Source organism: Chelativorans multitrophicus, assembly GCF_011317445.1.
Classification (GTDB): Bacteria; Pseudomonadota; Alphaproteobacteria; order Rhizobiales; family Rhizobiaceae; genus Chelativorans; species Chelativorans multitrophicus.
The window spans coordinates 547178-568467 of the sequence record NZ_JAAAPL010000001.1 but is presented as its reverse complement, the minus strand read 5'-3'; the positions used below and the strand labels follow the sequence as shown (position 1 = coordinate 568467).

20 protein-coding genes are annotated in these 21290 nt (G+C 62.6%); 5 read left to right on the top strand and 15 right to left on the bottom strand.

Annotated elements, in window-relative coordinates:
• Positions 1 to 62 precede the first annotated feature (62 nt).
• Positions 63 to 809, bottom strand: coding sequence for an SDR family NAD(P)-dependent oxidoreductase (locus tag GNP00_RS02870; protein WP_011580321.1), 747 nt, complete (start codon positions 807 to 809; stop codon positions 63 to 65).
• A gap of 172 nt (positions 810 to 981) precedes the next feature.
• Here GNP00_RS02870 and sugE point away from each other — a divergent pair, with 172 nt between their 5' ends.
• Entirely contained in the window at positions 982 to 1299 is a 318-nt protein-coding gene (gene sugE, locus GNP00_RS02865; protein ID WP_011580322.1) for a quaternary ammonium compound efflux SMR transporter SugE, read from the top strand.
• A gap of 6 nt (positions 1300 to 1305) precedes the next feature.
• Here sugE and purF read toward each other — a convergent pair whose 3' ends face one another.
• From purF to GNP00_RS02835, 6 genes are all read right to left on the bottom strand, one after another.
• On the bottom strand, positions 1306 to 2778 hold the full coding sequence (purF, locus tag GNP00_RS02860; protein WP_011580323.1) for an amidophosphoribosyltransferase: 1473 nt from the start codon (positions 2776 to 2778) through the stop codon (positions 1306 to 1308).
• Positions 2779 to 2827: 49 nt separating this feature from the next.
• Positions 2828 to 3415: a CvpA family protein gene (locus GNP00_RS02855; protein ID WP_011580324.1), complete on the bottom strand. Its 588-nt coding sequence runs from the start codon at positions 3413 to 3415 to the stop codon at positions 2828 to 2830.
• A 67-nt stretch (positions 3416 to 3482) separates the two neighbouring features.
• Entirely contained in the window at positions 3483 to 4871 is a 1389-nt protein-coding gene (gene radA, locus GNP00_RS02850) for a DNA repair protein RadA (RefSeq protein WP_011580325.1), read from the bottom strand.
• Between the two features lie 79 nt (positions 4872 to 4950).
• Positions 4951 to 6120, bottom strand: a complete 1170-nt coding sequence (alr, locus tag GNP00_RS02845) for an alanine racemase (protein WP_011580326.1) — start codon at positions 6118 to 6120, stop codon at positions 4951 to 4953.
• Between the two features lie 2 nt (positions 6121 to 6122).
• Entirely contained in the window at positions 6123 to 7613 is a 1491-nt protein-coding gene (locus tag GNP00_RS02840; RefSeq protein ID WP_011580327.1) for a replicative DNA helicase, read from the bottom strand.
• A gap of 244 nt (positions 7614 to 7857) precedes the next feature.
• Positions 7858 to 9111: a cyclopropane fatty acid synthase gene (locus GNP00_RS02835; protein ID WP_011580328.1), complete on the bottom strand. Its 1254-nt coding sequence runs from the start codon at positions 9109 to 9111 to the stop codon at positions 7858 to 7860.
• Between the two features lie 399 nt (positions 9112 to 9510).
• On the opposite strand from GNP00_RS02835, the gene glpX reads away from it, so the two are divergent.
• Together glpX and recJ are read left to right on the top strand one after the other, a co-directional pair.
• Complete coding sequence (glpX, locus tag GNP00_RS02830; protein WP_041545174.1) at positions 9511 to 10488, top strand: class II fructose-bisphosphatase; 978 nt, start codon at positions 9511 to 9513, stop codon at positions 10486 to 10488.
• A 158-nt stretch (positions 10489 to 10646) separates the two neighbouring features.
• Positions 10647 to 12431 carry a single-stranded-DNA-specific exonuclease RecJ gene (gene recJ / locus GNP00_RS02825; RefSeq protein ID WP_011580330.1) on the top strand — a complete coding sequence of 595 codons (1785 nt, stop codon included), beginning with the start codon at positions 10647 to 10649 and terminating at the stop codon, positions 12429 to 12431.
• A 118-nt stretch (positions 12432 to 12549) separates the two neighbouring features.
• Here recJ and GNP00_RS02820 read toward each other — a convergent pair whose 3' ends face one another.
• Both GNP00_RS02820 and GNP00_RS02815 read right to left on the bottom strand, forming a co-directional pair.
• Positions 12550 to 13191 carry a Vgb family protein gene (locus tag GNP00_RS02820; protein ID WP_011580331.1) on the bottom strand — a complete coding sequence of 214 codons (642 nt, stop codon included), beginning with the start codon at positions 13189 to 13191 and terminating at the stop codon, positions 12550 to 12552.
• Positions 13192 to 13200: 9 nt separating this feature from the next.
• The gene (locus tag GNP00_RS02815) at positions 13201 to 14421 is read right to left on the bottom strand and encodes an ATP-binding protein (RefSeq protein ID WP_011580332.1); all 1221 of its coding nucleotides are present in this window, start codon (positions 14419 to 14421) and stop codon (positions 13201 to 13203) included.
• A gap of 102 nt (positions 14422 to 14523) precedes the next feature.
• On the opposite strand from GNP00_RS02815, the gene GNP00_RS02810 reads away from it, so the two are divergent.
• On the top strand, positions 14524 to 14817 hold the full coding sequence (locus GNP00_RS02810; protein ID WP_041544559.1) for a hypothetical protein: 294 nt from the start codon (positions 14524 to 14526) through the stop codon (positions 14815 to 14817).
• 2 nt (positions 14818 to 14819) lie between these two features.
• A complete protein-coding gene (locus GNP00_RS02805; RefSeq protein WP_011580334.1) occupies positions 14820 to 15512 on the top strand; it encodes a DUF899 domain-containing protein in 693 nt (230 codons plus the stop codon).
• 179 nt (positions 15513 to 15691) lie between these two features.
• On the opposite strand, the gene GNP00_RS02800 is transcribed toward GNP00_RS02805, so the two are convergent.
• From GNP00_RS02800 to GNP00_RS02775, 6 genes are read right to left on the bottom strand one after another with little or no spacing between them, the layout of a single operon-like run.
• Positions 15692 to 16606 carry a TIM barrel protein gene (locus GNP00_RS02800; RefSeq protein WP_166015710.1) on the bottom strand — a complete coding sequence of 305 codons (915 nt, stop codon included), beginning with the start codon at positions 16604 to 16606 and terminating at the stop codon, positions 15692 to 15694.
• A gap of 31 nt (positions 16607 to 16637) precedes the next feature.
• Positions 16638 to 17405 carry a glycerophosphodiester phosphodiesterase family protein gene (locus GNP00_RS02795; protein ID WP_011580336.1) on the bottom strand — a complete coding sequence of 256 codons (768 nt, stop codon included), beginning with the start codon at positions 17403 to 17405 and terminating at the stop codon, positions 16638 to 16640.
• 9 nt (positions 17406 to 17414) lie between these two features.
• Positions 17415 to 18296, bottom strand: coding sequence for an ABC transporter permease (locus GNP00_RS02790; RefSeq protein WP_011580337.1), 882 nt, complete (start codon positions 18294 to 18296; stop codon positions 17415 to 17417).
• 16 nt (positions 18297 to 18312) lie between these two features.
• Complete coding sequence (locus GNP00_RS02785) at positions 18313 to 19239, bottom strand: ABC transporter permease (protein ID WP_011580338.1); 927 nt, start codon at positions 19237 to 19239, stop codon at positions 18313 to 18315.
• 10 nt (positions 19240 to 19249) lie between these two features.
• Positions 19250 to 20230, bottom strand: coding sequence for an ABC transporter ATP-binding protein (locus GNP00_RS02780; protein WP_011580339.1), 981 nt, complete (start codon positions 20228 to 20230; stop codon positions 19250 to 19252).
• Positions 20227 to 21240: an ABC transporter ATP-binding protein gene (locus GNP00_RS02775; protein WP_041544561.1), complete on the bottom strand. Its 1014-nt coding sequence runs from the start codon at positions 21238 to 21240 to the stop codon at positions 20227 to 20229. The genes GNP00_RS02780 and GNP00_RS02775 overlap by 4 nt, the downstream gene beginning before the upstream one ends.
• Between the last annotated feature and the right edge of the window lie 50 nt (positions 21241 to 21290).

Here is a 21290-nt window from a genome sequence, read left to right as displayed (position 1 = left end):
CTTCTGACCACTTGCGAGCAGGGTAGCGGAAGGACAGACAAGGTCAATCCGATCCGTGGATGCTATTCGGGCATACTATAACGTGTAAAGCGCCCGAGACGCACGTTATAGATGAGCCCGGTTTCTGTAATAGACGGGCTTGCCAGCGGCAGGATCTTTTCCGCCACGTCGCGCGGATGGGGCAAGGTGTCGGGGTCCTCGCCGGGCATCGCCTGAGCGCGCATGGCGGTGCGCGTGGCGCCCGGATCTACCGCATTGACACGAATTGGCATGTTTTTCGTTTCATCCGCCCACGAGCGCACCAGCGCCTCCACGGCGGCTTTAGAGGCCGCGTAAGGCCCCCAAAATGCGCGCGCGGAATGCGCAGCGCCTGAAGACATGACAATGGCGCGCCCGGCATCCGAAGCTCTCAGCAGCGGGTCGACGGAGCGGATGAGCCGCCAGGTTGAGGTGACGTTGACCGCCATCACCTTTTCGAACGTCTTGGCCTCCACATGGCCGATGGGTGAGATCACGCCGAGGATACCCGCATTGGCCACCAGAATGTCCAGCTTGCCCCAGCGCTCGTGGATTGCGCCGCCGAGACGATCGATCGCCGGCATGTCGGTTAAGTCGAGAGGCACAAGGGTCGCCTGACCTCCCGCCGCCTTGATCTCGTCATCCAGCTCTTCCAGACCGCCGACAGTGCGGGCAACGGCGATCACATGGGCGCCGGCGGCCGCCAGCCCCTTGGCGAGGAAATAGCCGATGCCGCGGGAGGCGCCGGTAACGAGGGCGATGCGTCCGCTGAGGTCCATTGAATTGGGCATGCGTCTTTCCCTGAGAGTGCTTTGGGCCGGTATTAGTATGAATTGCGCCGGGGGGAAACCCGCTGGTCCGTGTTGCGGCCACCGGCCGGTACCTTTATATCGGCGGTGCAGGGACGGCCTTGCTTTCTTCTATCCGGATGAGGACGGCCTCATCGCTATTGTGGAGATCAGCATGGCCTGGTTTGCACTGTTTGCCGCTGGCCTCTTTGAAGTGGGATGGGCGGTCGGACTGAAATACACGGACGGCTTCACCCGGCTTTGGCCGACGGTCTGGACCATCCTCTCCATGATCGTCAGCCTTGGCCTTCTCGGGATCGCGCTTCGCACCCTCCCGCTTGGGACGGCCTATGCGATCTGGACCGGCGTTGGCACGATCGGCACCGTCATTCTCGGCATTATGCTTTTCGGCGAGTCGGCCGAGGCCATCCGGCTCGCCTGCATCGGCCTGATCGTGGCCGGCATTATCGGCCTGAAGCTCGTCACACCTTGAATGTCACTATTGCCCGCCCGCCGCGAGCAGCGACAGCTGGCGTACATTGTCGGTACCATGGTGGTCGGTAAGCTGGGTCGGATATTCGGCGGTGAAGCAGGCATCGCAGAATTGCGGTGCCTCACCGTTACGCGCCGCTTCACCGACCGCCCTGTAGAGCCCGTCGATCGATAGAAAACCCAGAGAATCGACGCGAATGAAGTCGGCCATCTCCTCGACGGACATGCGCGAGGCCAGCAGCTTCGCCGTTTGTGGCGTATCGACCCCGTAAAAGCACGAAGCGCGTGTCGGCGGTGAGGCAATGCGCATATGGACTTCCCTCGCGCCCGCCTCGCGGACCATCTGCACAATTTTCTGGCTCGTCGTGCCGCGGACGATCGAATCGTCGACCAGCACGACGCGCTTGCCTTCGATGGAACGCCGGTTTGCATTGTGCTTGAGCTTCACGCCCATGTGGCGGATGGCATCCGTCGGCTGGATGAAGGTGCGGCCGACATAATGGTTGCGGATGATGCCGAGCTCGAAGGGAATTCCAGCTTCCTGCGAGAAGCCGATAGCGGCAGGCGTGCCGGAATCGGGCACCGGAATGACGATATCGGCCTCGACCGGGTTTTCCCGCGCGAGCTCCGCGCCAATGCGCTTGCGCACCTCGTAGACATTGCGCCCTTCGACGGAGGAATCCGGCCTGGCGAAATAGACATATTCGAAGATGCAAAACCGCTGGCGTACGGGTTCAAAGGGAAAGTGGCTTTCAATGCCGTGCTCGGTGATGACTACCATCTCGCCGGCATTGAGGTCGCGGACGAAACGTGCGCCGATAATGTCAAGCGCACAGGTCTCGGAAGCCAGTATATAGGCGCCGTCGAGATCACCCAGCACCAGCGGGCGGATGCCCAGCGGATCTCGGCACCCGATCATCTTTTTGGATGTGAGCGCCACGAGCGAGAAAGCGCCTTCCAGCTGCCGCACCGCATCGATGAACCGTGTGTTGAGATTGTTCTCCTTGCTGCTCGCCACCAGGTGGAGGATCGTTTCGGTGTCGGAGGTGGAGGAGAAAATTGCGCCCTGCTTTTGCAGCCGGCGCTGCACAGTCATCGCGTTGGTGATATTGCCGTTATGGGCGAGCGCCAGCCCGCCGTCGGAAAGCTCGGCAAAGAAGGGCTGCACATTGCGCAGGCCCGAGCCGCCGGTGGTGGAATAACGGGTATGGCCGATTGCACGCGAGCCCTTGAGGCGCTCAAGGACCGCAGGCTTTGTGAACGTATCGCCGATCAGGCCGATATGGCGTTCGACATGGAATTGGCTGCCGTCGAATGACACGATACCTGCCGCTTCCTGGCCGCGATGCTGGAGGGCATGCAGTCCCAGGGTGACGATAGCAGCCGCATCCTGGCGCCCGAAAATGCCGAACACCCCGCATTCGTCGTGGAAATGATCGTCGGCTTCGCCCATCAGAGGCAAATTCTCACGTTCCGCCATCACTGGCCGCCTCGTTTCAGTTGGTGTGCTCGGCGGCCATCACAGACCGTCAGTTGCTTGTTTCAGCTCCGTCCGCCGCTCCCTGTTGAGGCGATCCCGTGTTAGGCGCAGGATCGGCTTCGGGCGCATTCGGCGACAGACGGTCGAATATGGTGGTCTCGGGATCCTCGGGCAATAGGCTCTGCAGCCAGCTTCCCACCCCTTCGAGGAGCGGGCGGGACTTTGCTTCCGTGATCCATGCGGGCGGGTTTGATCCCAAAAGCCAATTCAGGAACAAAAGCGCCACCGCCACCACCAAGACACCACGCGCGGCACCATAAAGGAAGCCAAGCGTGCGGTCCAGCGCACCGATTCGCGAATCGACGATAAAGTCGGCGATCTTCATGGTGATGATCGTGACGATAATCAGCGCAACGAAGAACACCGCCGCAGCCGACGCGACAACCGCGAGCATCGGATTGTCTATATAGGGCGTCAGGTAGGGCAGTACCACCGGGTAAAGGAAATAGGCGGCTATCGCCGCCAGCACCCACGAGGCGATGGAGAGGACTTCGCGCGAGAAGCCGCGCACCATGGCGAGCATCGCCGAGACCAGCGTAAAGCCCACGAGAATGCCGTCAAGCAGCGTGATTGGCATCAGCACCCCAGTTTTTCTTCACGGCAGGATCTTTTTCACTGCTCCTGACGCGGCGCAAGGCTATTCTTTACTCCCGTACCCGCGACCCCGCTATACGGGCTACGAGATCGGCCAATCCCTCGGGTTTGAAAGCGTTGGCTGCAATCCCGCCCGCCAGCTCTTCATTGGCCGGCGGCATGACGGCTTGCGTGAAGCCCAGCTTTTCGGCCTCTTTGAGCCGGCTCGCTGCATGCGCAACGGGCCGGACCGCACCCGAGAGACTGATTTCGCCGAAATAGACGCAATCCGAGGGCAGGGCAAGCCCGGTGACGGAGGAGACGAGCGCGGCCGCCACCGCCAGGTCCGCCGCGGGCTCCGATATGCGGTATCCGCCCGCCACATTCAGATACACGTCATGGGTGGAGAAGCGCACGCCGCAATGGGCCTCTAGCACGGCGAGCACCATGGAAAGCCGGGCGCCGTCCCACCCGACGACAGCGCGCCGCGGCGTGCCGAGCGGGGAGGCGGCGACGAGCGCCTGGATTTCCACAAGCACGGGCCGCGTCCCTTCGATTCCGGCAAAAACGGCAGCTCCCGGCGCGGCGGCGCTGCGTTCTCCGAGGAAAAGTTCCGAAGGGTTCGGCACCTCGCGCAAGCCCCGATCCCCCATTTCGAAGACGCCGATCTCGTCGGTGGGGCCGAAGCGGTTCTTCACGGTGCGCAGGATGCGGTAATGGTGCCCGCCTTCACCCTCGAAATAGAGGACACCGTCCACCATGTGCTCGACCACGCGCGGGCCGGCGATCTGGCCTTCCTTTGTCACATGGCCGACGAGCACGATGGCCGCACCCGTGGATTTTGCGTAGCGAATCATCGCCTGCGCGGCGGCGCGAACCTGCGTTACGGTGCCGGGCGCGGATTCCACCATGTCCGTCCAGAGCGTCTGGATGGAATCGAGGATCACGAGGTCTGGGCGCTTGCCGTCCTCTATGGTGGTAAGGATGTTTTCCACATTGGTTTCCGCAGCCAGTTCCACCGCGGTGTTCGCCACGCCGAGCCGCTGCGCCCGCAACCTGATCTGCGCGACCGCCTCTTCGCCGGAAACGTAGACGATGCGGTGGCCTCTGGAGGCCAGTGCCGCGGCCGCCTGCGTGAGAAGCGTGGATTTGCCGATGCCCGGATCGCCGCCGACCAGAAGGGCAGAGCCGCGCACGAAGCCCCCTCCGGTCGCCCGATCCAGTTCGCCGATACCGGTGATGATGCGCGGCGCATCCTCGATATCGCCGGCAAGCGTGGTAAGCGCGACGGGCCGCCCGGGGCGTGCCTTCCTGAGCGCCTGCGGTCCGGTGCCTATACCGCTCGCGGTGCCTTCCTCGACAAGCGTATTCCACTCGCCGCAGCCGTCGCATTTCCCGGCCCAGCGCGCATGGACGGTTCCGCAATTCTGGCAGACGAACTGAAAGCGAGATTTGGCCATTATTTGCTGACCATCCGGCGGCTGGCCCTGGTCCTAGCCCAGAGGAGAGCGTGCGGGGAGCAGGATATGAGGATTGCCGTCACACGACCCCTCCGACATATTCGCGATAATATCTCCGTCCCAGCGAGGTCAGCAGCTCGTAGGCGATCGTACCTGCCGCTTCGGCCACCTCATCGATCGGCATATTCGGTCCGAAAAGCTCGATGTGATCGCCCGGCGCAATAACATCCATGCCGACTTCAGTAACGTCGAACAGCGTGAGATCCATAGTGACGCGACCGACCACCGGCACGCGGCGCCCGTGAATGAAGCCTTCGGCAGCTTTGCGGACGGCACGCCTGAGCGGCACCCTGTCGCCGGAGCCGGCGAGGTGGTATCCATCCGCATAGCCTGCCGAACAAACGGCGATGACGCTATCGCGCGCAAGCGGCGTCGCCCCATAGCTCACCGTCTCCCCCGCGCGCACGTGCCGAACCTGAACCACACGGGCCTCCACCGTCGCCACCGCTCGCATCGGATTTGCGATGCCTTTCACGGGCGCGCCTCCATAAAGAGCGATACCGGGGCGGGTGAGATCGCAAAGGAAATCGCTCCCGAGAAAGATGCCTGCGGAGTTGCAGAGACTTGATTCGCTTTGTGGGAAAAGCGTCCGAACTGCTTGAAACAATTCGAGTTGCCGACGGTTCAGCGGGTGGTCGGGAGTATCCGCGCAAGCAAGATGGCTCATCAGCAGGATGGGGGTAAGGGCGCCGGTCAGCGCGTTCTCCTCCGCGAGCGAGCGCGCCCGTTCGGGGGTAAGGCCAAGCCGGTTCATGCCGGTGTCGACATGAACAGCGCAGGGGCGAGAACGCTGATCATTCCAGCCATGTGCTTCCCAAATGGAGATGTCGCTTTGGGAGTTAAGGACCGGGATCAGTCGAGCCTCGCGATAGGCTGCGGCTGATTCAACGGCGAAAAGGCCGGTAAGAACGAAGATCTCCGCCTCGGGAAGGATGGCGCGCAGCTCAATTCCTTCCTGCGGCAGCGCCACGAAAAAGCGGCGGCACCCGGCTGCCCAAAGCGCCGAGCCAACAGGTTTCAGCCCCAGCCCATAGGCGTCTGCCTTCAGGACCGCCGCCGCTCCGGCGGGCGCGGACCGCCGGGCAAGAAGCTGGTAATTCGCCACAAGCGCGGAAAGGTCGACCGTCAGTCGCCCGCCCGCCAGATGAGGCGGCGGGCCTGTATCCGATATATGCGACGGAACAGGCACCGCTATTCGAAACGCTCCGGCAGGTGCGAATCCTCCGCAAGGTCGAAGAAGCGCGTGAACTCGCCCTGGAAGCCAAGGGGCACCATTCCCGTAGGCCCGTGGCGCTGCTTGGCAATGATCACCTCGGACTTGCCGCGCACCTCGTTCATATCCGCTTCCCATCTCAGATATTCTTCCGAGCCTGGCTTGGGCTCCTTATTCTTGAGATAGTATTCTTCGCGGTAGACGAACAGCACCACGTCGGCGTCCTGCTCGATGGAGCCCGATTCGCGCAGGTCCGAAAGCTGCGGCCGCTTGTCGTCGCGGCTTTCCACCTGACGCGAGAGCTGGGAGAGCGCGATGATCGGTACGCCAAGCTCCTTGGCGAGCGCCTTAAGGCCGGTAGTGATCTCCGTGATTTCCTGCACGCGGTTCTGCTGCGACTTGGCGGAGGAACCCTGCATGAGCTGCACATAGTCGATGACCAGAACGTCGAGCCCGCGCTGACGCTTGAGCCGCCTCGATCGCGCGGCAAGCTGCGCAATGGAAATGCCGCCGGTCGCATCGATAAAGAGCGGGATCTTCTGCATCGTCTGCGCGCAAGCCACAAGCTTCTCGAACTCCGCTTCCGTAATCTCGCCACGGCGGATCTTGGAGGAGGGGATCTCGGTCTGCTCGGAGATGATACGCGTGGCGAGCTGCTCTGACGACATTTCGAGCGAGAAGAAGCCGACGACGCCACCATTGGCGGCCTTAAAGGAGCCATCCGCCTGTTGCGCAGGCTCATAGGCGGCAGCGATGTTGAAGGCGATGTTGGTGGCGAGCGAGGTCTTTCCCATGCCCGGACGCCCGGCGAGAATGATCAAGTCGGAGGGCTGCAGCCCGCCCATGCGCCGGTCGAGATCGCGCAGGCCCGTTGAAATGCCGGAAAGGCCTCCATCGCGCATGAAGGCGGCGTTGGCCATGTCGATGGCCGTCTTGGTGGCGTCCCCGAAGCTTTCGAAGCCGCCATCGTAGCGGCCGGTCTCCGCCAGTTCGAAAAGCCGGCGCTCCGCGTCCTCGATCTGAGACTGCGGGGCCATGTCCACGGGGGCGTCATAGGCGATGTTGACCATGTCCTCGCCAACGGTGATCAGCGCCCTGCGGACGGCAAGATCATAGATGGCGCGGCCGTAGTCGGCGGCGTTGATGATGGTGACGGCCTCGGCGGCAAGACGCGCCAGATACTGGGCGACCGTCAGTTCGCCTACTTTTTCTTCCGCCGGCAGAAATGTCTTGATGGTGATGGGGCTTGCGATCTTGCCCATGCGGATGAACTCCGCCGCGATCTCATAGATCCGCCGGTGCAGGGGCTCATAGAAGTGGTTTGGTTTCAGGAAATCCGAAACCCGGTAGAAAGCATCATTGTTGACCAGGATCGCTCCGAGCAAGGCCTGTTCGGCCTCGATATTGTTCGGCGGCTCCCGATAAAGCGGCGTCTCCGCCGGATTCAACTTGCGGACTGCGTCGGCCATAACATTTCCATCTTACGAATGGCGGCCGGAAAACAGCTGATACGGTCCGGCGCCCCCCTTGAGCATTCTCATAACCTCTCGGGGGCGGTGATGTAAGTGAGGGCGCTCCCCGATCTGGCCATAGAAGCAAACAATCCGATCATTGAGCACGATATCCACACCAACCCACGGAACGAATCACTGTCGAGGCTGCAAAGCTCTCTTACGGCTTGACAGTGACCTGATTCGTTTCCGGATTATATTCCTATTCGGCGGCGTCGGGAATTGCCGTTCCGTTTTCGCGTGCGGTGAGCCGCCTTTCGGTCTCGGTCATGTAGTCGCGGGTTATTGGCAGCGCATCGCGTCGCTTGGTGATCTGGATCTGGAAATTCACCATGTCCTGCCAGCGGAAAGATGCTTCGGAGCCTGCAAGGTAGAATTCCCACATGCGCGCGAAGCGCTCGTCATAAATCTGCACTGCCTTGGCGCGGTTGGCCATGAAGCGCTCTCTCCAGCCTTTCAGGGTCTCGGCGTAGTGGAGTCTGAGGATTTCGATATCGCTGATGATAAGGCCGGCTTTTTCGATGGCCGGCACGACCTCCGACAGGGCAGGGATGTAGCCGCCGGGGAAGATGTATTTGCGGATGAAAGCGTTTGTCACCGACGGGCCGGAGGTGCGGCCGATCGTGTGGAGAAGCATCACCCCGTCATCGGCCAGAAGCTGCGCACATTTTTTAAAGAAGGTGCGGTAGTGATTGATGCCCACATGCTCGAACATGCCGACCGAGACAATTCGGTCGAAGGGACCCTTGAGCGCGCGGTAGTCGACGATTTCGAAACGCGCCCTGTCGGCTAGGCCTGCCTCCTTCGCGCGCCGCTGCGATACCGCGTGCTGTTCCTCCGAAAGCGTGACGCCCAGCACATTGGCATCGAACTGGCGAGCAATATCGAGGCCAAGCCCGCCCCAGCCCGAGCCGATATCGAGCACCTTCTGGCCGGGCTCAAGCGCCAGCTTTGCCATGATGTGACTCTTCTTGAGCTTTTGGGCCTCCTCCAGAGAAATGTCCGGATCAGGGTAATAGGCGCAGGAATACTGCATGTCCTCGTCGAGGAAGAGCTTGTACATCTCGCCGGAGAGGTCGTAGTGGCGCGCAACATTGCGCTTGGAACGGCCGGCTGGATTGAATTGATGCAATCTGCGGAAGAGGTAGCGGATACCCTCGCCGACCTTCATCGCGAGGGCTTCCGCGCCGCCGTGTTCGAAATTCTGGTATGCCACCTTGAGAAGACGCAGCGGATCGCCTTCGAGGAAGTCGACTTCGCCCCCCATATAGCTTTCGGGAACGGACAGCATGGGATCAAGGGCAATGGCGCGCTCGGCGCGACGGGAATGGATGACGATATGAACAGGCTCGCCCGATCCGTCACCGAACCGGTGCACCCCCCCATCCGCATCCGTGATCGTAAGCGATCCGCTTTGTATCAGGCTGGACGCCAATTTTTGGAGCAGAGGATTCATCGTGGCCTCCGTCTTGGGAAGGCGCGATTATGTACCAGATCGCCTGCGGATGAAAAGACTTGGGCCTTTTCGAGGCAATCCCGTGGCAGCCTTGGACCCGGCATTTGGTAAGTATCGGAAACAAAATCGGAATTTCGCAAAGAAAAGCACGCATAAACGAGACGCGGGACGGGCTGGTTCAAAATTTGTTCAACAGTGGTTCAGTCGCGCGAGCCCGGGACGGCCAGGACGCATGGCCGATAAGCAAATTGCCCGCCATAATTATTCAATCGATTCATATTGCTAGGCGGGGTGGTGGGGGACTTGCCGTCCTTCGATGTCTTTGCCAGAACAGTTGACAAGCATTTGGCGCGGGTGGTCTTTCCGCGCCTATTTTCCGGGAGAACAGGGATGACCTTCATGCCGAAAAGCCCACAGGCCGGCCTCGATCGAATCTTGACGCTCGAACTCGTCCGCGTGACGGAGAGGGCGGCGGTCGCCGCGGCAAGGCTGCGCGGGCGCGGTGATGAGAAAGCCGCCGATCAGGTGGCCGTGGACGCGATGCGTTCGGAACTGAACCGTTTGCCGATCCAGGGTACGGTCGTAATCGGCGAGGGCGAGCGGGACGAGGCGCCGATGCTTTACATCGGCGAGGAGGTCGGCCTTGGTGAGGGCCCGGCTGTCGATATCGCGCTCGATCCGCTCGAAGGCACCACAATCTGCGCGAAGAACCTTCCCAATTCGCTGGCGGTCATCGCGATCGCCGAGCGCGGCAGCCTGCTTTACGCGCCGGACGTTTATATGGAGAAGATCGCGGTCGGACCCGGCTATCCGGAAGGCATTGTGAACCTGGATGCGCCGGCAGCCGAAAACATCGAAAATCTTGCCAAGGCGAAGGGCGTGCCGGTCTCGGAGATCACCGCCTGCATTCTTGATCGCCCGCGCCACGCGCGCCTGATCGAGGAGGTCCGCGCCACCGGAGCCGCCATCCGGCTTATCGGTGACGGCGACGTGGCAGGCGTCATCCACACCACCGATCCGGACAATACCGGCATCGACATTTATATGGGAATCGGCGGCGCCCCCGAGGGGGTTCTTGCCGCGGCGGCGCTGCGCTGCATCGGTGGCCAGATGCAGGGCCGGCTCCAGCTCAACACCGAGGAAAAGGTGGCGCGCGCGGCCAATATGGGAATTTCCGATCCCAACAAGATCTATCTCATGGAGGAGATGGCGAGCGGGGATGTGCTCTTCGCCGCGACGGGTGTGACAGACGGCAATCTGCTCGCGGGCGTGAAATTCGGCCGCGATTCGATCCAGACCCATACGATCGTCATGCGCTCTTCCTCACGCACGGTCCGTGAGATCAAGGCGCGGCATCAAGATTTGGAAAAGTTCTGAATTTTTTCCAATTCCGCCGCTCAAACGTCTATCGTCCCGACAGCGCCATGCGTCCTTTTAGGACGCACAAAGGACGCTGTTATTGATTCTACGCATCGTGCTTTCCGAAAACCGATCCCGGTTTTCGAGCCGATGCGCTAGAACGGACGGAGACTGGTTTGAGCGGCGAGAAGCGATATTTCCTGGGCGTGAGACAGTCCGCGCGGGGTGTGAGCTGGGAACACCGGCTCGACTCGCGCGGTGAGAACGTCGCGCTTGGAATTGCGCAGAGCCACGGCGTGCCTGAGATCGTGGCGCGCGTGCTCGCAGGCCGCGGCGTCGCGCTTGAGGAGGCGGAACGTTTTCTGACTCCTTCCATCCGCGACCTGCTGCCCGACCCGGCCGGACTGACCGATATGGAGAAGGCGGCCCGCCGCATAGCGGACGCGGTGCATGCCGGGGAGCGCGTGGCGATCTTCGGAGATTACGATGTCGACGGCGCGGTCTCCTCTGCCATCCTGAAGCGCTTTCTGGCCCACTACGGCGTCACGGCGGAGATTTATATCCCCGATCGCCTTTTCGAGGGATACGGCCCCAATCCCGATGCCATGCGCGAACTGATCCGTCGTGGCGCAAAGCTGATCGTCACCGTGGACTGCGGCACCAACAGCGCTCCTTCCATAGCCGCCGCCAATGAAATGGGCGCGGAAGTCGTCGTGCTGGATCATCATCAGGTGGGAGGCGACCTGCCCGAGGCCGTTGCCATCGTGAATCCGAACCGCGAGGATGACCTTTCCGGCCAGGGACATTTGTGCGCCGCGGGGGTCGTCTTCCTCGCCCTGGTACAGACCACCCGCATCTTGAGGGAGGAGCTGCGCGCCACGCCGCCGCCGGATCTTCTTTCCATGCTCGATCTGGTGGCGCTTGCCACAGTCTGCGATGTGGTGCCGCTGGTCGGCGTCAACCGCGCATTCGTGGCAAAGGGCCTGCTTGCGGCGCGGCAGATGAGAACGCCGGGCCTTTCCGCGCTCGCCAGGGTGGCGCGTATCGGTGAACCGCTCAATTGCCATCACCTGGGTTTTCTTCTGGGGCCGCGCATTAATGCTGGCGGGCGCATCGGGAATGCGGCCTTGGGCAGCCTGCTGCTCGCCACCGTGGAGCCGGGCGAAGCGGAATCGATCGCCGCCACGCTCGATCGTCTGAACCAGGAGCGCCAGGCGATGGAGACGGCCATGCTGGCCGAAGCGCGGGCGGAGGCGGATGCCGAACTGATGAGCGGAGATGGACCCGCCGTGCTGGTGACGGCAAGCGACACCTGGCACCCCGGAATTGTCGGGCTGATTGCCTCGCGGCTCAAGGACCACGCGCGCCGGCCCACATTTGCGATCGCCTTCGACATGAATGGCATGGGCACGGGCTCCGGCCGGTCCATTACGGGCTTTGATCTCGGCCGGCTGGTGCGCGACGCGGTCTCCGAGGGACTTCTCGTCAAAGGCGGCGGACATGCCATGGCGGCGGGGATTACGGTCGAGCGGAAGAAGCTCGGCGCCTTGCGTGCATTCTTTGAGGAGAAGGCCGCCGGCGCCGTTTCGCTTCTGCGCCAGTCCGAAAGCCTCAGGATCGATGCCGCCCTTTCGGCGGAAGGCGCAACGCTGGAGCTTCTGGAGACCTTGGAGGCAGCCGGCCCGTATGGTTCCGGTCATCCGGCTCCTGTGTTGGCTTTGCCGCGCCATCGGCTGGCCGATGCGAAACTGGTCGGCAACGGCCACATCCGCGCCGATCTAAGGTCGCTCTCTGGCGCTCGCCTCCAGGCGATCGCCTTCCGTGCCGCCGAAACGGATCTGGGGAATTTTCTTTTCGCAAGCCGCGGAGCTTCGGTCCATGTGGCCGGAACGCTCGCCGTCAACCACTGGAATGGCAGCCGCTCCGTGCAATTCCGCATCACGGATGCGGCAAGGGATTAGCCTGCGAATCCAAAAACGCGAACGGCTGAGATGGGTGGTTTTCTGTCGGTCGGCTTCTTGAGGGGCACCACCAAAAAGCGGCCATTCGTCGGATCATCATTTGGCCGTAAGTCCACGCTCAAAGGCTCTGCCGGGGCCGACGAACGGCTCTTAGTTTTCCGCTGCTTCCGCCTCCGCAGAAAAAGCGGTCGCCGCCATCGGATTCCAGCCCTGAAACGCCGGTTCCCGGCGGCATATCCAATCGCTCGAGCACTTCACCTGTCTCGGGGTCGATATGGCGGAGTTCGCTCCCGCTGTCTTCCCATGTGCCGTGCCAAAGCTCGCCGTCTACCCAGGTGACGCCGGTGACGAATCGATCGGATTCGATCGTGCGCAGCACTTCTCCGGTCTCGGGGTCCACCTGATGGATCTTGCGCCCGCGATGCTGCCCTACCCAGAGCGAGCCCTCCGCCCAGGCCAGCCCCGAGTCACCACCACGCCCGGGCGCGGGTATTGTGGCGACAACCTCGCCGGTCTTGGGATCGATTTTTCGGATCACGGCATCGGCAATCTGGAACAGGTGCTCGCCATCGAAAGCGGTCCCTGCATGGGCGGCGACATCGAGCGATCTCAAGATTTCCCCGCTTTCGGGATCGAGAGCGTTCAGCCTTTCGCCGGCTGCGAACCAGATCTGACTGCCGTCGAAGCTGACGCCGGCCACGTCGTCCACATCGGGAAAGGGACCATATTCACGGATGATTTCGACAGCTGAATGTTTCATGTCTTTATCCTAGCTGGAAATTCCCGCGGCGGGGAGTAACAAGCTTGTCGGGAATCCCGGCACGCTCGAAGCGATCCAGCGGCGGGCCCGCCCGCGCCCGAAGGCCTCGACCTTGTTGTCCTGGGCAAGCTCTTCGAGTGCCCGCTGTACCGTTCGCGAGCTAACGCTCAGAGCCAGTGCCAATGCGGAACTCGACCAGGCTTCGCCGTCGCCGAGCAGAGCGAGCACTTCTGCATGATCGCCTTCGATGGGCGGGGCCAGCACGGCAACACTGCCCGCAGCGTGAGGCCGCAGGACAAAGCCCCGCTTGGTTGCACTCAGCGCCGCCAGCGGTTTGATCGCCTCACGCAGCCGGGCAATTTCGACACGCAATCGCGCGCGATGCGACTCGTCGGAATGCCGTGCCCGGAAAGCACGTTGGAGAAGCGTTTCGCGCGGTACATCCTCCGGCCATGCCTCCGCAAGGGCACGGATGAGTGCGAGCAGCACCGGACGGGCGGCGAGCGGAACGATCTTTGTCCCCGCACGTACGATGTTGCGGCAGGCATCCACAATGAGCGTATCGGAGCCAAATAGCCTTTCGACCTCTTCGAGATGGAGCAACCGCTCGACGTCGCGTCTCACGAAGCGCGCCGCCGGGGCCCCGAACGCCCGCACTGCCTGGTCGACCTCGGCCAAAAGCGCTGGAATGCGCGCGTCTTCCGCTGCCCGTCTTGCCCGTTCCAGAGCGGTTCTCGCTGGCTCCGTCCTGATGCGACGGATGGCTATGCCCGCCACCACCAATTCGCGCCCGACCAGCGAAGCGGGTGGCAGAGCGCCGGCATCGAACGCATCGAGCACCTTTTCAGCTTCATCGAGACGGCCGATCAGGAGAAGATGCCGGGCTTCGAGATAGGCAGCGTGCGCTGCGTTCCATCGGTCGCCTGAAGCTTCGAGCACCGCCCGCGCTGCGTCGAGCGTTTGCAACGACCGGCCAAGATCGCGCGTAACAAGGGCGATTTCGGCTTCGGCGACGGCACAACGCGCACGGGCCACAGGCTCTTTCGGGCCGAAGGCACGTGCCGCGCTTCGCAGAAGCTCCCTGGCGCGCGTGAGGTCGCCGAGCTGCGCCATCGCGATGCCACGCAACGCCAGTGCGGGCGGGTCATCGCGCAATGCGACCCTCTTCAGCGCAGCGAGGGGGTCGCCAGCCGAGAGAGCGCGTGCAGCGGCGGTGATCAGCGAGTCCATTGAAATCCCGTCACACTTGTAACTCTCACCAGGCCCTCTGCCCGAGCTACCGTCTTGGTATCGCAACCGCTGCAAACGGCGAATACGATGAGAGGACCGGAAATGACAATGCGCACAGCAACAGAAGTGGTCGCTTCGTCGCCCAAGCCGGCGCTCGATGCGGCAGGCCGGCTAGGACTTGCCGCCACCCCGACCTTCGCGCTGATGGCCTGGATTTCTGCCGTCGGCTCGCCCGGCATGATGATGTGCGCTGCCGCCTCGCCTTTCGTGCCGATCAACGACATGGCCCTCATGTACGTGCTGATGAGCCTCTTTCACCTATCGCCGTGGATGAAGCTCCTTTCCGCCCGTTCGCAGCGCCCCAACACGCCCGTCACTCAAACCGAAGGAGACTGACAATGCAACACGCTGTTGTTTCACGCGATGACTGGCTGACAGCCCGCCGGGACCTTCTGAAAGCCGAGAAGGAACTCACGCGTTTTCGTGACAAGGTCGCTCGTGAGCGGCTCGCCCTGCCTTGGGTGCGCATCGACAAGGAATACGTATTTGACACGCCGGAGGGCCCGCGCACGCTGGCCGATCTCTTCGACGGTCGATCGCAACTTCTGGTGCAGCATTTCATGTTAGCGCCGGGATGGGAGCAAGGCTGCCCGAGCTGTTCCTACATGGCCGATCACACAGATGGCATGAACAAGCACCTGGCGCATCACGACGTCACCATGATCGCGATTTCGCGCGCGCCGCTTGCCGACATCGAGCGCTACCGCAAGCGCATGGGCTGGCAGTTCAAATGGGTGTCGTCCTTCGGCACCGACTTCAACTACGACTTCCGCGTCAGCTTCACTCCCGAGGAGGTGGCCAGCGGGCACATCGACTACAATTTCGGCGAATGGCAGGAAACCGGCGAGGAATGGCCCGGCGTCAGCGCCTTCTATAAGGACGACGCGGGAGAGGTCTTCCGCACCTATTCCACCTACGGGCGCGGCGTCGAGGTGATGATGGGCACCTACAACATGCTCGATCTCGCTCCGAAGGGCCGCAACGAGGCCCGGGGAATGGACTGGGTGCGCCGCCACGATCGCTACGAGTAGCCGCCCCCCGAGATATGGCACGATGACCAAGGTGATCGCCGGACTCTGACGGGATTCCGGCGATTGCCTTTCGTTTCTATGAATCCGAAGCTCCGCCTCGTGTCCTGCCGCCAGAGCCTGCCAGGCGGCAGGTTTGCAAGGCTCGTCACCCTCGCTTGCAAGGTGGCACTAGCACTCTGTCATTCCGCTGCGATTGAAATGCGTCGGGCGTTCAACGCCATCAGCTGCTGGGCGCGTTCGAGACTAGCGGGTTGCTCGCTGCGATAGCGATGATTGATCTCCATCATCATCACAGTGCCCGGCAGGAACTCCAGCTCGCTGAAGATGTCTTCCCAGTCCATATCTCCCCAGCCAAGCGGCAGGTGCAGGACGCCCAGTCCCAGCGCGGTGGCTTCCTGGAGATGGTACGGCTTGTAAAAGCCGATCGGGCGGCCGAAAGAATCGTGCACGTGCAGGTGCCCGGCAACCGGCGCCATGGCCCGCAGCTGCTCGCGGAAATCCAGCCCGCGATAGGTGGACTCGATGTAGGCGTGGCTGAAATCGATCAGCGCCACGAGATTGGGGTGGTTGACCGCCTTCACCGTGGCCGCAACCTCGGCCGGCGTCTGGCGGTATTGCCCCGGCTCGGTGGTGAATATGTTCTCGAACGCAATGCGCACATCATAAGGACGGGCGAACTCGGCAAGCTCGAACAGCGCCTCGCGTTCGCGCTCATCCGCCGCCGCGCGGTCGAAGAGCTGGTCCGCGCGCAGATGCCCGCCATGCTGGACGATTATCCGGGCATCGATCTGGTCACAGATCTCGATCAGCGCCTTGGCGGCATCCATCTGGTAGCGCAGGGTCGCAGGATCCATGAAGTTCGAGGAAACCAGGCCGTGAACGGTATAGCGGAAGGGAAATTGCGCCGTGAGCGCCTTCAGCCTCTCCGCCCGTTCCCTGATGATGCGGCCGCCGCTGATGAGGTCGATGCTGGTCAGCCCCAGCTCGACCGTGTCAACGCCGATCTCGGCCAGCCGCCGCAGCTCTGCCTCGAGGCTGAAGAGCTCCCCGTCGATAGAACCGGCATTGAAGCCCGTCGCGATGATATTGGCCATTGTCTGTCTCCGATGGATTAGGGAGGCTGGCTTATCCAGCCATTGCGGGGTTGGATGACTTCTGAAGCGAAGCCCGTAGGGAGAGCGCAAGGTCGGGCTGGTCCGAGGTGAGGTGGCCGATGCCGCGCTCCAGCCACTGGCGGATGAGCGGCTCATCGTTGAGGGTCCAGACGCAGAGACGCTCCAGCGGCAGCCGCTTGCGGATCAGCGCCCACTCGGCCTCCATCAGTTCGTGATGGATCGCGACGGTTTTGACGAGCGGTTCCACATGATCGAGGAATGCAGCAAGCCCGCCCTGCTTTTGCGCCCAGGCGGCATTGACCGAGACGAGGCGGGAGACCTGCGGCGCATGTCTTCGGCAGTCCTCCAGGATCGACGTATCGAAGGAGGTGAGGACAGCACGCTGGTCCACTGCAAAGCGGGAAAGCTCCCGCGCGACAAGACCGGCAATGCCCGGATAGGGCAGTCCGGCTTCGTCCACCTTGATCTCCACGTGCAGCGTCGGCCCGTCCGAAGGCTTGAGAATTTCGAGCACATCGGCAAGCGTGGGTATGCACTCGTCGGTGTCTTTCAGCTTCGTTTCAAGACGCGCTTGCGGCGTCAGATCCCGGACGGGTCCCGAGCCTTCGGCCGTTCGGTCAAGAGTCGCATCGTGAATGACGACGAGCTCGCCGGAACGCGTCAGATGAACGTCGAACTCGATGGCGTCGACGCCAAGCTGAAGCACGTTACGAAATCCGGTCAGGGAATTTTCAGGCCAGAGGTTGCGGGCTCCGCGATGGCCGGTGATCAGTGTCATGGCTACCTCTTAGCGGATGGTTGGGTCGAGCTTGTCGCGAAGCCAGTCCCCGACAAGCGATATGGAAAGCGTTGTCACCATGATCACGGCCGCAGGCGCGAGCATGATCCATGGTGCGCTGGTGAGATATTCACGCCCGAACCCGACCATGTTGCCGAGGCTCGATTCCGGCGGCTGCACGCCGAGGCCGAGGAAGGAGAGCCCGCTTTCCATGAGAATGATCTCGGGAAAGGTGAGTGTCATCGAGACGATCAGCGTCGAGGCGACGTTGGGCAATATGTGCCGGAAATAGACGCGGGCGGGGTTGGCCCCAAGCTGGACCACAGACGCGGCATAGCCCTGCGCCCCGGCCGAAATCGCAAGCCCGCGCGCTATGCGCGCATATCTCTCCCAGCCGTAGAAGCCCATGAGGCAGACCAGGAGCATCATGGAGGAGCCAAAGAAGGCCAGAACTGCCAGCGACATGATGAGAAAGGGCAAGGCGGCTTGAAAGTCTGCAAGCACGAGCACCAGATGCTCGACCGTGCCGCGGAACTGGGCGGCCAGAAAGCCGAGCGTAGTTCCAAAGACGGCGGAGATGATGGTCGCGCCGAAGGCGATGACCAGCGAAACGCGGATTGACTGGATGAGGCGGGAGAGCACGTCCCGGCCAAGCTCGTCGGTACCCAGCCAATGGCCGGGGGTTCCCGGCGGGGAGAGGCGGCTGGTCAGATCCATGGCGGTGATGCCGTAGGGACGCAGCCAATCGGCCAGGATCGCAATCAGCACCATGGCAGCGAGCCACAAGATGCCAAACCCTACGGAAGCCGGCACCTGACGGCGAATGCGGGCCAGAATGCCGAAAGCCGGGCGTGGCGTCTGTTGCGTTTGGGTCAGATCTGCCGAGGACATGCCTTCTTCCTGTTACCTAATGCGCGACATGCGCGCGCAGTCGCGGGTCGAGCCAGCCGTAGAGGAGGTCCACAACCAGGTTGGAAATCACCATGGCGGCTGCGATGATGAGGAGGATACACTGCACGACGGCGAGGTCGCGGTTCGTGACAGATACGACCAGCAGCCTGCCGATCCCCGGCCATGAGAAGATCGATTCCACCACCACGGCGCCGGCGATGAGCGAACCAACCATGAAGCCCACTATCGTGACGATCGGGATCGCGGCATTGGGCAGCGCGTGCCCCCAGACGACCTCGCGCCATTTCAGGCCCTTGGCCGAAGCCGTGCGGATGAATGGCTGGCCCATCACCTCGATCATGGCGCTACGCGAAAAGCGGGCGAGAATGCCGATGCCGCCGATGCTCAAGGTAAGCGTCGGGAGGATGCCGTGCATCCAGGTGTCCTGTCCTCCTGACGGCAGCACGCCGAACGTCACCGAGAAGATCAGCACGAGGAGCAACCCCAACACGAAGGACGGTATCGTGAAGCCGATGATCGAAGCCAGGATCACGCCGCGATCCGTGACGCTCTGCCGGTGCAGGGCGGCATAGACGCCGGCCGGAATGCCAATCAGGAGCTTCAGGAAGAGGGCTGGAAGCGTCAGCTGCAGCGTGGCAGGCACGCGTTCCAGCACCAGTTGGATGGCTGGGGCCTTGTCGCGCATCGAGACGCCGAAATCGCCTGTGAGGATCGATTTGAGATAGGCGAAGTATTGTACCCAGAGCGGCTGATCGAGCCCCCAGGCGCGGCGGAAAGCGTCGACCGACTCCTGCGGCACGTCGGGGCCGAGCATCACCTGTGCCGGATCGCCCGACATGCGCAGCACGACAAATGCGAAGGTGACGACGGCGGCAATCGTGATGACAGCCCGGAGGAGCCTCGTGAGGACGAACTGAACCATTTCTGTTTCCTTAGGCTGCCACGGCGAGGTCATTCGCCAAGAGGTGGCAGGCGGCCGTGCGGCCCGTCTCGATCCGGCGCAGCTCAGGCGTTCTGGTGCGGCAGATGTCGGTTGCCAGCGGGCAGCGGGGATGGAAGGCGCAGCCCGAAGGGCGGGCGGCCGGATTGGGCGGCTCCCCCTGGAGGATGACCCGGCCCTGCAGCCGCTTGCCGGGGACCGGCACGCTTGAGACCAATGCCTTCGTATAGGGATGACGCGGGAACTGGAAAATCGTGTCGGAGGAGCCTTCCTCCACGATCTTGCCGAGATACATCACCGCCACGCGGTCGGCGATGTTGCGCACGACCTTGAGGTCATGGCTGATGAAGACCATGGCGATGCCGTTCTGCTCCTGGAGATCGCGCAGCATATTGACGACCTGCGCCTGGATCGAGACATCCAGAGCCGACACCGGCTCGTCACAGATCAGAAGCGAGGGGCGGGCGGCGAGCGCGCGCGCGATGACGGCGCGCTGGCGTTGCCCTCCGGAAAGCTCGTGCGGATAGCGCCCGGCTTGGTCGGGCCTGAGGCCGACGGCACCCATCAGCTCGCGCACGCGCTCTTTGCGTTCCTCTTTGCTGCCGATCCCATGAATATCCAGCGGCTCGCCGATCTGTGCCGAGATCGTTAGGCGCCGGTCGAGCGCGGCAAGCGGATCCTGATAGACCAGCTGCATCTTCGCCCGCAGAGCGCGCCATTGCTGGCTGTGCAGCGGCGGCATCTGCCGCCCGTCGAAGATGACCTCACCCGCCTGCGCCCGGTCTATCCCGAGAAGCATGCGCCCGAGGGTCGATTTTCCCGAGCCGGATTCGCCCACAATGCCCACAGTTTCGCCTGGCATAACCGACAGGGAAAGGTCGTCGACGGCGCGCACCGGTTGCGGGCGGCTGAAGGGCCCCTTGCGAATCTCATAGATGCGGACGAGCCCTCTCGCCTCGATCAAAGGTATCATTGCATCACTTCTTCGAAAATGCGGGCCTTGCCCGCGCCGGTTCCGGCGACCTCGACTGGATGCACGCAGGCAAGGCTGCTTCCGTCGGGCTGAAGAAGCAGCCGCGGGCTGTTTGTGTGGCAGAAGTTGCTCGCCTTGGGGCAGCGCGGCGAGAACGCACAGCCGCGCGGCAGCTCCCTCGGGTTCGGCACCGTGCCGGGAATGGGGATCAGCCTTTCGCGAGTACCGTGGAGGCGGGGAATGGCGTCGAACAGGCCCCGCGTATAGGGGTGCCGGGGTTCGGAAAACAGCTGATCGACCGTGCCCTGTTCGACGATGCGGCCGGCATACATCACGCAGACGCTCTCACAAACCTGAGAGACCGCACCGAGATCGTGGCTGATGAAAACCAGCGCCATGCCGGTCTCCCTCTTCAGTTCTGCCAGTAGGTCGAGGATCTGCGCCTGGATAGTCGCATCGAGCGCCGTCGTGGGCTCGTCGGCAATCAAGAGATCGGGCTCGCCGGCAAGCGCGATGGCGATCATCAAGCGCTGGCACTGCCCGCCCGAAAACTCATGCGAATACTGATCGAAACGGCGCCTGGGATCGGGGATACCCACCATATCCATCAGACGCAGCGCTTCGGCTCTGGCAGCCTCGCCGGTCAGGCCGCGATGGATGGCAAGCGCCTCCGTTATCTGCCGGCCGATGCGCAGGACCGGATTGAGCGAGCTCGACGGATCCTGAAATATCATCGCAATCCGCTTGCCGCGCACTTTCTCAAGGACCGGCCGTGGCGCGGTGGAAAGTTCCATTCCTCCAAGACGAACGGAGCCGGTGACGCTGGCTTTGCCCGGCAGCAGGCCAAGGGCCGCCAGCCAGGTTACGGATTTGCCACAGCCCGACTCCCCGACAAGGCCAAGCGCGTCTCCATGCGCCACGTCGAGATTGATCCCGTGCAGGACCTGAACGCCATCGAAGGCCACTTTCAGATCCCGCAGTTCCACGAGGTTAGGTGTTTGCGTGCTCATGCCTCTTCCGCGGTTTGCAGGCCCATCGCGAGCGACGCCCATGGACGCTA

Bases quoted from the DNA above. Each gene is read 5' to 3' on its own strand.
- glpX (WP_041545174.1), top strand. From the start codon at position 9,511: ATGCCGAAAAGCCCACAGGCCGGCCTCGATCGAATCTTGACGCTCGAA.
- GNP00_RS02810 (WP_041544559.1), top strand. From the start codon at position 14,524: ATGACAATGCGCACAGCAACAGAAGTGGTCGCTTCGTCGCCCAAGCCG.
- GNP00_RS02775 (WP_041544561.1), bottom strand. From the start codon at position 21,240: ATGAGCACGCAAACACCTAACCTCGTGGAACTGCGGGATCTGAAAGTG.
- GNP00_RS02785 (WP_011580338.1), bottom strand. From the start codon at position 19,239: ATGGTTCAGTTCGTCCTCACGAGGCTCCTCCGGGCTGTCATCACGATT.
- GNP00_RS02820 (WP_011580331.1), bottom strand. From the start codon at position 13,191: ATGAAACATTCAGCTGTCGAAATCATCCGTGAATATGGTCCCTTTCCC.
- purF (WP_011580323.1), bottom strand. From the start codon at position 2,778: ATGGCGGAACGTGAGAATTTGCCTCTGATGGGCGAAGCCGACGATCAT.
- GNP00_RS02835 (WP_011580328.1), bottom strand. From the start codon at position 9,111: ATGAATCCTCTGCTCCAAAAATTGGCGTCCAGCCTGATACAAAGCGGA.
- GNP00_RS02855 (WP_011580324.1), bottom strand. From the start codon at position 3,415: ATGCCAATCACGCTGCTTGACGGCATTCTCGTGGGCTTTACGCTGGTC.
- GNP00_RS02790 (WP_011580337.1), bottom strand. From the start codon at position 18,296: ATGTCCTCGGCAGATCTGACCCAAACGCAACAGACGCCACGCCCGGCT.
- GNP00_RS02795 (WP_011580336.1), bottom strand. From the start codon at position 17,405: ATGACACTGATCACCGGCCATCGCGGAGCCCGCAACCTCTGGCCTGAA.
- GNP00_RS02805 (WP_011580334.1), top strand. From the start codon at position 14,820: ATGCAACACGCTGTTGTTTCACGCGATGACTGGCTGACAGCCCGCCGG.
- GNP00_RS02840 (WP_011580327.1), bottom strand. From the start codon at position 7,613: ATGGCCGACGCAGTCCGCAAGTTGAATCCGGCGGAGACGCCGCTTTAT.
- GNP00_RS02780 (WP_011580339.1), bottom strand. From the start codon at position 20,230: ATGATACCTTTGATCGAGGCGAGAGGGCTCGTCCGCATCTATGAGATT.
- GNP00_RS02800 (WP_166015710.1), bottom strand. From the start codon at position 16,606: ATGGCCAATATCATCGCGACGGGCTTCAATGCCGGTTCTATCGACGGG.
- sugE (WP_011580322.1), top strand. From the start codon at position 982: ATGGCCTGGTTTGCACTGTTTGCCGCTGGCCTCTTTGAAGTGGGATGG.
- radA (WP_011580325.1), bottom strand. From the start codon at position 4,871: ATGGCCAAATCTCGCTTTCAGTTCGTCTGCCAGAATTGCGGAACCGTC.
- GNP00_RS02815 (WP_011580332.1), bottom strand. From the start codon at position 14,421: ATGGACTCGCTGATCACCGCCGCTGCACGCGCTCTCTCGGCTGGCGAC.
- GNP00_RS02870 (WP_011580321.1), bottom strand. From the start codon at position 809: ATGCCCAATTCAATGGACCTCAGCGGACGCATCGCCCTCGTTACCGGC.